Below are 11,436 nucleotides of genomic sequence, written 5' to 3'. Positions count from 1 at the left end.
GCAAGGGGGCTGAAGAACTTATGGGAGCGAATGTCGGATTCCACCACAAGAACTCCTTCTGCTTTTATTCCAAAATGCAAAATCTACATTATAAAAATATACCACAAGGACTGTTCGATATCTTTAAGTTTTTTAACAATTTTAGCAGACGATGTGGCAATCTTCCCCTTTCCCAATCCTCCTCTCTCGGGTGTTAGGAGAGGGTGGGTCAAAAAATCTAATGAATACCATGGATTTTGAGAATTTACCTGGGGTTTCTAAAGGGATCTAAAACATTTTATATCGCCTGGAAGCGGGATGTCTTTGGCCAGAAGATAATAGAGGAAAAATTTCACTGGCGTCCCCAACCGGATTTGAACCGGTGTTACCGGCGTGAAAGGCCGGTGTCCTTGGCCGGGCTAGACGATGGGGACGCGGCCTAAAGTAGGGTTATAAAATACAATAAAAAAAGAGTGATGTAAAGAAAAAAAGGCTGTATAATATACCTCATGAAAAAATTTAAGAACTTTTTAACCCTCGGAGCCGCCTTTTTCTTACTAACCTTTATCCCCTTCTTTTTAACATCTGCCGGGGCGGCCTATTACAAATATATCGACAAGAATGGGACCGTTCATTTCACGGACCGCTACGAATCTATCCCCCAAGAGTACCGGGATCAGATTAAGACCATCCGGGAAGAACCAAAACCCCAACTACCCCCCCCACCCACAGAGTTACACGAGAAAAAGAGGGGAGGGGAGTCTGCGGCGGAAGAACGGCCTAGCAAAGTCCAGGAAACCGAGCAAAAAGAGCCAAAAGAAGCAGAAGCAATCGAAGCCCGCAAAAAGGAAGCCGAGGAAAAGAAGCTAAAGGCCATCGAGGAGAAAGAAAAGCGTATCGAAGAACTGCAAAAACAGATTGAAGACAAACGAAAGCAGCAGCGAAGCCTGCGGACGAACTGGATGGTCCAGGACCGCAATATTATCATCAGACTGAACCAGGAAATTTCCGTTCTGGAGAAAAAGATCAAGGCAATCCAAGATGAACTCGCGGAAGGGAAATAGCGTTTGAAGAAACCAGCTTCCCATGCCTCTCTTTTCCTTCCAAATTTAGCCATTCGCCAAAGTCGAAATATTCTCTTCTTTCCATTTTTTATATATAATTGGCCTCAAAGTTCCTAACACCCAAAGGAGGGGAGAACTATGGCCGACCAAATCTTTTGCGAAGAACACGAAATCTTCCGCCATTCGCTGCGTAACTTTATGGAGAAAGAGGTCAAGCCCCATCTCGACGAGTGGCGCAAGAACCGCCAGGTCCCGAGGGAAATCTGGAAGAAAATGGGAGAACAGGGATTCATCGGTTACTGGCTGGATGAAAAATACGGCGGGGCAGGGGCGGATTTCGTTTATTCCGTTGTCCTGATTGAGGAGCTCCACCGTTCGGGAGCCTGGGGATTGGCCGCTGCCGTGGGGGTGCATAACGATATTACCATGCCATATATCGACATTCTGGGAACTGAGGAGCAAAAAATGCGTTGGTTGCCTAAATGCTGCACCGGCGAGGTCATTGCGGCCATCGGCATGACCGAACCAGGGGCTGGCTCAGACCTCCAAGCCATCCGAACCGTGGCGGTCCGCGATGGGGATGAATACGTCATCAACGGCCAAAAGACCTTCATCACCAACGGGTACTATTGCGACTTGATCGTGCTGGCGGTAAAAACCGACCCCCGGGCCCAGCCACCCTACAAAGGGGTCTCCCTGATCGTGGTGGAGAACGGAACGCCCGGCTTCATCAAAACCCGAAAGCTGGAAAAGATGGGTCTGCACTCCTCGGATACGGCTGAACTCTTTTTTGAAGATTGCCGCGTCCCAGTGACCAATCTGCTCGGGAGAGAAGGCGATGGCTTTGTGCCCATGATGCGCAACCTGCAGCAAGAAAGACTTGTCTCTTGCCTCGGAGCTGTCCTCAGTGCCGAGCGCATGCTGGAGATTACCATTGAGTATTGCAAAACAAGAACAGTGTTCGGGAAACCCGTCTCGCGTCATCAGCACAATGCTTTCAAACTCGTCGAAATGGCTACGGAGATTGAGATGGCCAAAGATTTCAGTTACCATTTGGTGTTGGATCATTTAGAAAAAAAAGACATCACCAAGAAAGTTTCCATGGCGAAGTGGTACAATGCCGAACTAGCCAACCGGGTAGCTTACCATTGTGTCCAGCTTCACGGTGGCTATGGTTACATGGACGAATACGAAATTTGCCGCGACGCCCTGGACGTGCGCATGGGATCAATCGCCGCCGGTACGACTGAGGTTATGAAAACGATTATTGCCCGGATGATGGGGCTGTAATAAAAACAGGCAATAGGCGATAGGCAACGGATGAAAGAAGAAGGACGAGTGACGAAAGACGAGAGGCGATAGAGACAGGTAAAAGGCAAGATGACTAATGACCAAATGACCTAATAACCCAATGACTATTTTATTAAGGCATATTGACAAATTGCTTTTAAATCGGGAAGATAGAATTTAATACAGAAACTTAGGGAAATAAGAGGCATGGCAGAGGAGTTTGTCGGCGGGAAAAAAGAACCTGATCTCGAGTTGGATGTATCGTCCATCGAGGGGAAAGACCTTGACGAGGCGGTAGATCAAGCCAAAGATTTCGGAGATTTGGACCTCAGTTTTGTATGAACCGGCAACTGCCCAATTCAAAGCTTCCTGAACTTTATACCTTACTTCGAAATAGTTTCAGAAGGCCTCTCCAATTTTAAACCCACCATATGTCAGCGCCCCAGCAAGGATAAGGAATATAAGGCAGCCAAAGGTTGTCGTTCCTTTAAGCCCTTTATTTTTGCCAAAAGGAGTGAGGCTCTTCATCGATTTTTTCCCCCTTTGATCTCTTGTTTCCCTACGGCTAATTCTTTGGCGGCCCAATATTTCTTAAGCTCTTTTTCTTTTTCTCCATACAGGGTACGGAGATTTTCCGGGACCAAAAAGGAAAGCCCCCGGGCGATGTTTAGGGCTATGGGAGATACCTGCGATTCCGAAAGAACCTTACTCTTGGAGGGCAAAAAGGCGGTTAGGACGAGCAGGATAATGGCGATAAGCAGGATGGCCTTCAGGAATCCGAAGGCCGCCCCCCCCATCCGATTGGCCCAATTTAAGTCCATCTTTTTTACCAGTCTGGAAAGTACCTTACCCAACAAACTGATGGCAAAAGCAACGAGGATAAAGAGGAGGGCAAACCCGAGGATTTGGGCAAACGTCTCATTCTCGATCCAGCGATGCAACCAGTTGGCCATGGCCGCGGAACCATAGCTGGCAGCAAAAAATCCAAGAATGATGGAAAGGAAGGAAAAAATTTCTCTTACCAGTCCCCGTATCAGACTGTAAATGATGGAAGCACCAATGAGTACGAGAAAAATGATATCTAAAGTGTTCATAGGTTCCCCACCTAAAAATTTATACCACAGCCCTACAAATAATTAAAGAAAAAAAGGGCTAATATCACAAGGCGTGAGAGGGCAAGGCGGAAGAGCGGAAAAAAAGGTCAATCTGTCTTCCCCCCTTACGCTTTATCGCCTTACGCCTTACGGTTTTTCCTTGTTTGAATTTCGTATTGCCTGGAGGAGCGTCTTTTGTTATTTTATTAAGGGGGCTGTAAAAAAAATGGAATTTAGAAAATATTGGTTCGGAAGAAAAAAAGAGGAATCACCCTGGCCTGCATACTGGGAGGACAAGCCTTTTACAGACTCCCCTCCGCCCAAACCGCGGATTGCCGTAAATATCATCCTGTTCATCATTACCCTGGCAACTACGCTCTTAGCGGGGGCACTTCAGGAGGGAGTAAATCCCTTGAAAAATCCAGAGCAGATTTTCAAGGGGATTCCTTTTTCCTTTGCTTTGATGGGCATTCTTTTGGCGCATGAATTGGGGCACTATTTGGTCGCTAAGAAGCACGGACTGAATGTTACCTTACCTTATTTCATCCCCGCCCCGTCTTTTATCGGGACCTTTGGGGCTTTCATCAAAGTGCGATCGCCTGTAAGGGACCGACGAATGCTTTTAGACGTAGGGGCAACCGGTCCCTTAGTTGGTATCGCTGTCGCTATACCTTTCCTTATTTTGGGGCTGCGGTTATCAGAGGTGAAAGTGGTTCAGGGACAGATGGGAACCACTTTGGGGTCGTCTCTGCTCCTTTCCCTGCTGAGTTGGATGATTGTCGGCCCGGTACCCGAAGGTTATGACGTTGTCATCCACCCTGTTGGGTTTGCCGGTTGGATTGGTCTCTTGGTTACCTCCCTTAACCTCCTGCCGATAGGCCAACTTGATGGCGGGCATGTGGCTTATGCCCTTTTAGGAGAAAGGCAGAATAAAATATCCAAATATGTTTTCATGGCTCTTTTGGGGTTGGGAATTTTTGGTTGGCAGGGGTGGCTTTTTTGGGGGCTTCTTCTTTTCATTATGGGCTTTCGCCATCCTCCCCTGATGGATTGGTGGGTCCCCTTGGATTACAAACGCAAGATTATCGGTTGGTTGGCAGTGGCCATTTTTATTTTGACTTTTATTCCTGTTCCGTTTAGCGGGTTTTAAAAAAAACGTAAGGCGCAAGGCGTGAGGCCCAAGGTACAAGGCAACTCCCTTCTATCCTTCCACCCGGCGGATGACAGGAAACCAGGTATGAAAATTGAGTTGCAAGAGGAAAGTTCCTATTCAGAATCTTTGAAAAAAGATTGGGAAAAACTTCTTTCTGCCTGTCGTTATCAGAATCCTTTTCTTACCCCGACCTGGAATGAAATCTGGCTGAAACATTTCGGGAATAACCAAAGCTTGAAGGTGATCCTTTTTCGGGACTTGGGGGGAACCCTTCTTGCCCTGGGGACTTTTGTAAATTCTTGCGGGGAAAAAGGGGAAAAAGGACTTGCCTTAATGGGCAGCACGGATGTTTGGGATTACCGGGACCTGATCATTTCTCCCGGAAATGAAGCAGAGACCTTCACCGCCCTGGCCGGATTTTTTAAGGAAGGGCCATGGGAATATCTGGAGTTTAACGGAATCTCCGAGTTCTCCCCAACGGCACAATTTCTTTCCCCTCTTATGAAATCTTCCGGCTTTCAGGTTATCCAGGAAATTGAAGAGATCGCTGTTTATCTGGACCTTCACCCAACCTGGGAGAATTTTCTGGAGGGGTTGAATTCAAAAGACCGCCACGAACTTCGCCGGAAAATGCGTAGAATGGAGAAGGAAACGAATTTCGAACTATCCATGGCCGAAGAACCTCTTTCTCATTCGGGAAAAATGGAAGTTTTTTTTGATCTGCACCGAAAAAGCCGGACGGATAAGGCCGAATTCATGACTGCGCAGATGGAATCTTACTTTCGCGAGATCGCTACGCGGTTCCAAGAGAGGGGTTGGTTGAATTTATCTTTCTTGAAGATCGAAGGAAAAGAAATTGCTACATATTTCTCTTTCGACTTCGAAGAAACAGAATACGTTTACAACTCGGGGTATGACCCGCAGTTCAGCCGGTTCAGTCCTGGAATTATCCTGGCCGCTCAATGCATTCGCCGAGCCATCGAGAAGAGGATGGTGCGGTTTAATTTCCTGAGAGGGAGGGAAGATTACAAATATCGCTTGGGAGGAAAAGAGGAAAAGATCTACCGGATCCGAGTGGAAAAAAGATGAAACACATCGCCGTGCTCAGTGTGCACAGTTGTCCCTTAGCAGCCCTCGGAGGGAAAGAAACCGGGGGGATGAATGTATACGTGCGCGAATTAAGCCGAGAAATGGGCCGCCTGGGCTTGCGGGTGGATGTTTACACCCGATCACAGAATCCCCATATTTCCCGCATCGTTCCTTTGGGCCGGAACGCGCGGGTGATTCATCTTCAGGCCGGCCCTGAAGAACCTGTACCGAAAAATGAAATAATAAAATTTTTGCCAGAGTTTACAGCGAAAATCCTGCAGTTCACCAAAGAAAATAGAATTCACTATGATTTAATTCATTCCCATTACTGGCTCTCCGGCTGGGTCGGGGGGCAACTCAAGCGCCAGTGGTCCATTCCTTTAGTTCACATGTACCACACCCTCGGTGTCTTGAAAAATTCAGTGAGCCGGAACAAGGAGGAAAAAGAATCCAAGGGCCGATTAAAGGTCGAAAAGCAAATCATGAGTATGGCCGATTGCCTGATCGCTCCCAGTCCCTGGGAAAGGGAGCAAATGATCCTGCATAATCGTCTCCAGCCTTTAAAAATTCAAATCATTCCCTGCGGCGTGGACCTGACTCTTTTTAAACCCATACCTTCCTCTAAAGCCAAAAAAATCCTCGGTCTTTCCGAAAGAGAGTTTATTCTATTCGTCGGCCGGATTGATGCCATCAAAGGAATCGATGTGTTGATTAAGGCTGTCCATCATCTATCCTACAGGCATTTAAAAGGTAATCAGAAAGTTGGGTTAATCATTATCGGAGGGGAGCTGGACGAAGATCCCCATGCCGAAAGCCAAGAAATGCAAAAGTTACGGAAGATGGTCAGCCGGATGAAACTACAAGAGAAGGTGGCTTTTTGGGGGTCTCAACGCCAGGATTTATTACCTTACTTTTATTCAGCCGCCAAAGCCATGGTTTTACCCTCGCGTTATGAATCCTTTGGCATGGTGGCCTTAGAAGCAATGGCCTGCGGAACCCCTGTGATCGCTTCCAAGGTGGGTGGGCTTCAGTACACGGTAGAGGATGGTCAAACCGGGATTCTAATCCCGGAAGGGGATTGGCAATTGCTGGCCAACCGGATCCGGGAGGTCATCGAGAATCCTTCAGCAACGAAAAAATTGACCCAAGCGGCGTTGTCCAAAGTCCAACAATTTAGCTGGCCGATAATTACTCAAAAAGTCCTATCCCTCTACGATTCCCTTTAAAAGCAGTAAGGCGTAATGCGCAAGTAGTGAGTGGTAAAGGGGTTATATCCGCCCCATTTTTAAAACTTCGATCATCTCCTGATGAATCTTTCCATTGCTGGCCAAAACGTGTTGTCCGTCCAGGCCAAGGCTTTTCCCCGAAAAGTCAGTAACTTTTCCTCCTGCTTCCCGAACCATCAGGCTTCCGGCAGCCAGGTCCCATGATCCCAGTTTCATTTCCCAAAATCCATCAAAACGTCCTGCAGCAACGTAGCAAAGGTCTAAGGCAGCAGAACCAGCCCTCCTCACGGCGTGGACGCGAAGGGCAAAATTATGGAAATGGTCGAAATTATTCACCAGGCTCTCTCTGAGGTCATAAGGGAATCCTGTCGCCAAAAGGCTCAAGGATAATTTCGAAGCTGAGGACACATGGATTTTTTTACCATTCAGCCGCGCCCCCTTTTTTCTTTCAGCAAGGAAGAGCTCATCGCGCATCGGGTCGTAGACTACGCCCAGGATTATCTTTCCTTCCTTTTCCAGGGCGATGGAGACGCAGAAGATGGGGTAGCCATGGGCGTAATTCGTGGTTCCATCTAACGGATCGATAATCCAGCGAAATGGGGAATTTCTCTGCCTGGTGGTCTTCTCTTCGGCCAAAATGTTGTGATTTGGGTAATGTCGGCGAATGATGGAAACGATAACCTTTTCGGACAATAGATCCATTTCCGTGACTAAATTAACCGCCCCTTTATAGGTTACTCTCCTTTTCTGACCAAGTTTGTTTTTCAAGAGAAGGCCGGCTTTCTTCGCCGCTAAGATGGCTATGTTTTTATAAGAACCCATATTTCTTACCAATCCTTTCGCAACCGAAGGCTACCACTAAAATTTCATTTTAATGTTTCAAGTATTAACCCCGTCGGTAGTTTTGTCAATAAAGACTTGAAAAATGGTTGAAAAATGGCAAGTGCCATGGTACGTTTCAAAAAGTTTAGAACAAATATGCTATCATAAAAATAATATAAAAAGGGGATACCAATGCCCGAAGTGGTAGTAAAAGGAACGAAAGTTCATTACCTTAAGATAAATTCCAGAATTCTAAATCCGGATGTGCGGGTCCTTTTTATTCACGGAAGTGGCGGTAATGCTTCCCTATGGCGAAAGATGGTAAATGAGCTTGCCAATGAATACGAATCGCTGGCAATATCCCTCCCGGGGCATGGTGAGTCCCAGGGAGAAGGGATGAAAAGCATTTCAGCCTATCGGGAGTTTTTAATAGAGTTCTTCGATGCCCTGGGCTTAGAACAAGTTGTTTTGGTGGGGCATTCCATGGGAGGGGGTATTATATTGGATTTTGCCCTCCGCTATCCAGAGAAGCTAAAAGGAATCATTTTGATTGGAACTGGAGCTCGGCTGCGAGTGCTTCCGGAAGCATTGGAGATACTTCGAAAAATGGCTGATGGCCTGATGGAGCCCAAATTTGAACCTTGGGCGTTCGCCGAGAATGCCTCCCAAGAAGTTCTTGCCGAGGGGGAAAGAGAATGGGCCAAGACGCCTCCACAAGTCCGTTATAATGACATGATAGCCTGCGACAAATTCGATTTCATGGGAGAAATAGAAAAGATTCACCTGCCTGCATTGATTGTTTGTGGGCGCCAGGACCGGCTAACCCCTGTAAAATATTCTGAATTCATGAATAATAGGATTGCCGGTTCCAAAATGGAAATTATTGAAGGGGCGGGCCATATGTTGATGCTGGAAACTCCCCACGGATTAAGCGAGGTGATCCTCAATTTTTTAAGATCCCTACCGAATCCATGAATTATATGGGATAAACCTTGTACCTGACGTCTTGTGATCTTAAGATTTTTCAAGATCCTCAGCGAATGGATGGATGAAATACCGCTCGATATACGAAGTTAACCACCTTCCTCCGGAAGAAAGAACCAAGGTTTACCGTAACCTGATCCCATCCTCCCTTTTTCCCCTCTTTGGGATTGACCGGAACAGTTTAATGAATCGTCAAGGGGATAGGGTTGTCCAATTCCACACCCCAGAATCCCACGGCTTTGCTTCGATCGATGTAAAACAGAAGCCAGATGACTTGGATTCGATCTTTTTCTTGCAGATCTCCGACACGCCGTTCATGGACAACCTGGAGCTTTCTTTTTTAGTGATCAATGACCCTCGGCGGGAGCGCTTTAATATCGACCAGGACGAGGAAGGAAAGGATACGCTCTTCGGTACTGCCCTGAGGAATTTGGCTGAAGAGGAACGGGCCATGAAGGCTGGATTGGCTCCGGGGCAGGTTCGTCCCGGCCTAAAATTATTGAGGGAATTCATCAATATTTTGGAAAGGTTCGCCTCTAAGCTGGGTATTTCCATGATTTCTGGAGATGCTCTTTTTTACCACAATGCCATTCAATATGAACGCTATGGGTTTGGATACTTGGAAGGGCGTAAAAAGATGGAGGAAATCGACCGGGAATTTCTCGTTGGTGGAAAGCTTTTTGAACGACTGGATGGGTCAACCCCTTTCCGGCAAAAAGGAGCTGACAAATCAGTGCGCGGACGGAGTTGGGCTATTCAGGATGGAATCCTGGGAGAACCCTGGATATCACCAAAAATCTACAAACCGGTGGGCAAGATAGTTGGAGTCAATACTTTCCATGGCCAGCATTATTAAAAAAATATTTTTCTTGACTTTTTCCCTGAATTATATATATAAATACGTGAAACTTTATCAATTTTGGAATATAATTAATTTGGGAAGATAAAAAATTGTAAGAAATGACCCGATTTTAGTATTCAAATAGCTATTTTGATATAGAACCCAAGAAAGCGAATACAGGGTCAGATCTCTTACAGTTTCTTTTCATGCAGGTACCCCCTAAGGGTTTAACCACAGGAGAAAAAGCGATTTTTAAGAAACGAGTGGTTGTAACGGGTTTAGGGGTTGTATCACCCATAGGAATTGGCAAGAATGCCTTCTGGCAGGCGATATTATCTGGAAAATGTGGTATTGGTCCCGTTACCCATTTCGACGCATCTTCCTACCCGTGTAAACTTGCCGCTGAGGTTAATGACTTCGAAGCCACTGATTTTTTCACTCCCAAGAGCGCCCGACGCATTTCGCGGGGAACTCAGTTTGCCATTGTTTCTACCCAAAAAGCTCTCGAGGATGCTCAATTAGATCTTTCCAAAGAAGATCCCTACCGGATTGGCTTGAGTTATGGTACTGCCCTTGGGCCAATGGATATTTACGAAAAATTCGGGGCCACTTTCTATGAAAGGGGTCTAAAGCGGGTCAACCCCTTTTTCCTGGGAATGATGAACCATAACGCCATGATCGGGGCCATGGCGGACGCCTTTGATATTCGGGGATATAATACGGCCGTTTCTGCCGGATGTTCTTCCGGTAATGTAGCCCTTGCCAATGCTTATCAAATCGTTTCCAGTGGGGTGGCAGACATCCTGATAACAGGGGGAGTGGATACTCCGATATACCCCCTAACCTTTGGCCTCTATTCAGCATCTCATTCCATGACGAACATGAATGGGGACCCCAAAAAAGTTATGTGCCCTTATGATAAGCGAAGGGCTGGGTTCATTCTGGGAGAAGGCTCTGGAACCTTGATTCTGGAAGAAATGGAACATGCCCAAAAGCGGAAGACAAAGATTTATGCCGAAATTTTGGGTTGCGCCCTGACCAACGACGCAGACGATTCAACGGTTTTCAGTCCAGAAGCGAGGGATATGATCAAAGCTTACGAGATCGCTCTTTCCCAGTCTTCCCTGGAGCTGGCGGAAGTTGATTATATTAGCGGACATGCTCATTCTTCTGTGATATTAGACAAAAAAGAAACTCAGGTGATCAAACAAGTATTCGGTGAACATGCCTACCGGTTGGCTGTAAGTTCTATCAAAGGTGCGGTGGGGCATTCAATGGCCGGGGGAACAGCCATGCAAAGTGTTGCGGCCTGTATGGCCCTGCACGAGGGAATCCTGCCGCCCACGATAAATTACGAGGTCCCCGATCCGGAATGCGATTTGGACTACGTCCCCAATCAACCAAGGAAGAAGAAAATTCAGACCGCCCTGGTCAATTCCTTCGGCTTGGGGGGTACGAATGTTGTAATTGTTTTTAAAAAATTTGAATAATTTTATTTCCGCTGATAAGGGAAAAAAGTTTTCAACGGATACCGGATAAAGCCAGATGAAGTTTAGTCGAGGAAAACGGCTATGGGATTTAATGGCTTTTTTTTACGATCAATTCTTTAGACGATTTCCTCCCTACCAGAAGCTTCAAAAAGAAATCATTGAAAATCTTAATAATTCTCAAACCCCTGCCGATTTAGTTTTGGATGCCGGATGCGGAACTGGTATTATGAGCATCGAATTAGCTGAACGCGGGTATTTTGTCGTCGGGGTCGATCGATCCACCGAAATGCTGGAAAGAGCTCGAAACAAAAAGAAAAAAAAGGGGCTTGATAACCTTTTTTTTCTGGAAAGAGATTTGAATAATGATTTTAATCTTCCGGAATACTCCTTCAATAAAATATTTA

Annotated in this window: 13 protein-coding genes and 1 tRNA gene; 11 read left to right on the top strand and 3 right to left on the bottom strand. The window is 46.4% G+C overall.

The genetic code is table 11. From position 1 onward, the window contains the following. On the top strand, positions 1 to 240 hold a 240-nt coding region (locus Q7V48_06840; GenBank protein ID MDO9210450.1), incomplete at its 5' end, for a hypothetical protein. A 95-nt stretch (positions 241 to 335) separates the two neighbouring features. Here Q7V48_06840 and Q7V48_06835 read toward each other — a convergent pair. Beyond that, positions 336 to 413, bottom strand: a tRNA-Glu gene (locus Q7V48_06835). A gap of 75 nt (positions 414 to 488) precedes the next feature. Between Q7V48_06835 and Q7V48_06830 the strand changes: the two genes are divergently transcribed. From Q7V48_06830 to Q7V48_06820, 3 genes are all read left to right on the top strand, one after another. Then, the gene (locus Q7V48_06830) at positions 489 to 1,043 is read left to right on the top strand and encodes a DUF4124 domain-containing protein (protein ID MDO9210449.1); all 555 of its coding nucleotides are present in this window, start codon (positions 489 to 491) and stop codon (positions 1,041 to 1,043) included. A gap of 138 nt (positions 1,044 to 1,181) precedes the next feature. Continuing rightward, a complete protein-coding gene (locus Q7V48_06825) occupies positions 1,182 to 2,333 on the top strand; it encodes an acyl-CoA dehydrogenase family protein (protein MDO9210448.1) in 1,152 nt (383 codons plus the stop codon). A 207-nt stretch (positions 2,334 to 2,540) separates the two neighbouring features. Beyond that, the gene (locus tag Q7V48_06820; protein MDO9210447.1) at positions 2,541 to 2,675 is read left to right on the top strand and encodes a hypothetical protein; all 135 of its coding nucleotides are present in this window, start codon (positions 2,541 to 2,543) and stop codon (positions 2,673 to 2,675) included. A 182-nt stretch (positions 2,676 to 2,857) separates the two neighbouring features. Here Q7V48_06820 and Q7V48_06815 read toward each other — a convergent pair whose 3' ends face one another. Next, positions 2,858 to 3,427: a CvpA family protein gene (locus Q7V48_06815; GenBank protein ID MDO9210446.1), complete on the bottom strand. Its 570-nt coding sequence runs from the start codon at positions 3,425 to 3,427 to the stop codon at positions 2,858 to 2,860. 226 nt (positions 3,428 to 3,653) lie between these two features. Between Q7V48_06815 and Q7V48_06810 the strand changes: the two genes are divergently transcribed. The 3 genes from Q7V48_06810 (at position 3,654) to Q7V48_06800 (ending at position 6,895) form a co-directional block, all read left to right on the top strand. Next, positions 3,654 to 4,577, top strand: coding sequence for a site-2 protease family protein (locus Q7V48_06810; GenBank protein ID MDO9210445.1), 924 nt, complete (start codon positions 3,654 to 3,656; stop codon positions 4,575 to 4,577). 87 nt (positions 4,578 to 4,664) lie between these two features. After that, positions 4,665 to 5,669, top strand: coding sequence for a GNAT family N-acetyltransferase (locus Q7V48_06805; protein ID MDO9210444.1), 1,005 nt, complete (start codon positions 4,665 to 4,667; stop codon positions 5,667 to 5,669). Further along, complete coding sequence (locus Q7V48_06800; protein MDO9210443.1) at positions 5,666 to 6,895, top strand: glycosyltransferase; 1,230 nt, start codon at positions 5,666 to 5,668, stop codon at positions 6,893 to 6,895. The genes Q7V48_06805 and Q7V48_06800 overlap by 4 nt, the downstream gene beginning before the upstream one ends. 42 nt (positions 6,896 to 6,937) lie before the next feature. Here the strand turns inward: Q7V48_06800 and Q7V48_06795 are convergent, their stop codons facing one another. Then, positions 6,938 to 7,717: an inositol monophosphatase family protein gene (locus Q7V48_06795; GenBank protein ID MDO9210442.1), complete on the bottom strand. Its 780-nt coding sequence runs from the start codon at positions 7,715 to 7,717 to the stop codon at positions 6,938 to 6,940. 192 nt (positions 7,718 to 7,909) lie between these two features. On the opposite strand from Q7V48_06795, the gene Q7V48_06790 reads away from it, so the two are divergent. The 4 genes from Q7V48_06790 to Q7V48_06775 form a co-directional block, all read left to right on the top strand. After that, positions 7,910 to 8,692 (top strand): alpha/beta hydrolase, encoded by a 783-nt coding sequence (locus Q7V48_06790; protein MDO9210441.1) that lies wholly within the window; start codon positions 7,910 to 7,912, stop codon positions 8,690 to 8,692. Positions 8,693 to 8,765: 73 nt separating this feature from the next. After that, positions 8,766 to 9,557 (top strand): hypothetical protein, encoded by a 792-nt coding sequence (locus Q7V48_06785; protein MDO9210440.1) that lies wholly within the window; start codon positions 8,766 to 8,768, stop codon positions 9,555 to 9,557. Positions 9,558 to 9,748: 191 nt separating this feature from the next. Further along, positions 9,749 to 11,032 (top strand): beta-ketoacyl-[acyl-carrier-protein] synthase family protein, encoded by a 1,284-nt coding sequence (locus Q7V48_06780; protein ID MDO9210439.1) that lies wholly within the window; start codon positions 9,749 to 9,751, stop codon positions 11,030 to 11,032. 91 nt (positions 11,033 to 11,123) lie between these two features. After that, positions 11,124 to 11,436 (top strand): class I SAM-dependent methyltransferase (locus Q7V48_06775; protein ID MDO9210438.1); only part of this gene is annotated, 313 nt, incomplete at its 3' end.

It is taken from the genome of Deltaproteobacteria bacterium (genome assembly GCA_030654105.1).
Classification (GTDB): Bacteria; Desulfobacterota; SM23-61; order SM23-61; family SM23-61; genus JAHJQK01.
Note: the sequence above shows the minus strand (reverse complement) of the source record. Positions and strands in the feature narration are given on the sequence as shown.

What these genes read in the sequence shown, in the direction of transcription:
- Q7V48_06830 (MDO9210449.1), top strand. Translation starts at nt 489, where the DNA reads ATGAAAAAATTTAAGAACTTTTTAACCCTCGGAGCCGCCTTTTTCTTA.
- Q7V48_06780 (MDO9210439.1), top strand. Translation starts at nt 9,749, where the DNA reads ATGCAGGTACCCCCTAAGGGTTTAACCACAGGAGAAAAAGCGATTTTT.
- Q7V48_06805 (MDO9210444.1), top strand. Translation starts at nt 4,665, where the DNA reads ATGAAAATTGAGTTGCAAGAGGAAAGTTCCTATTCAGAATCTTTGAAA.
- Q7V48_06820 (MDO9210447.1), top strand. Translation starts at nt 2,541, where the DNA reads ATGGCAGAGGAGTTTGTCGGCGGGAAAAAAGAACCTGATCTCGAGTTG.
- Q7V48_06825 (MDO9210448.1), top strand. Translation starts at nt 1,182, where the DNA reads ATGGCCGACCAAATCTTTTGCGAAGAACACGAAATCTTCCGCCATTCG.
- Q7V48_06790 (MDO9210441.1), top strand. Translation starts at nt 7,910, where the DNA reads ATGCCCGAAGTGGTAGTAAAAGGAACGAAAGTTCATTACCTTAAGATA.
- Q7V48_06795 (MDO9210442.1), bottom strand. Translation starts at nt 7,717, where the DNA reads ATGGGTTCTTATAAAAACATAGCCATCTTAGCGGCGAAGAAAGCCGGC.
- Q7V48_06785 (MDO9210440.1), top strand. Translation starts at nt 8,766, where the DNA reads ATGAAATACCGCTCGATATACGAAGTTAACCACCTTCCTCCGGAAGAA.
- Q7V48_06815 (MDO9210446.1), bottom strand. Translation starts at nt 3,427, where the DNA reads ATGAACACTTTAGATATCATTTTTCTCGTACTCATTGGTGCTTCCATC.
- Q7V48_06810 (MDO9210445.1), top strand. Translation starts at nt 3,654, where the DNA reads ATGGAATTTAGAAAATATTGGTTCGGAAGAAAAAAAGAGGAATCACCC.
- Q7V48_06800 (MDO9210443.1), top strand. Translation starts at nt 5,666, where the DNA reads ATGAAACACATCGCCGTGCTCAGTGTGCACAGTTGTCCCTTAGCAGCC.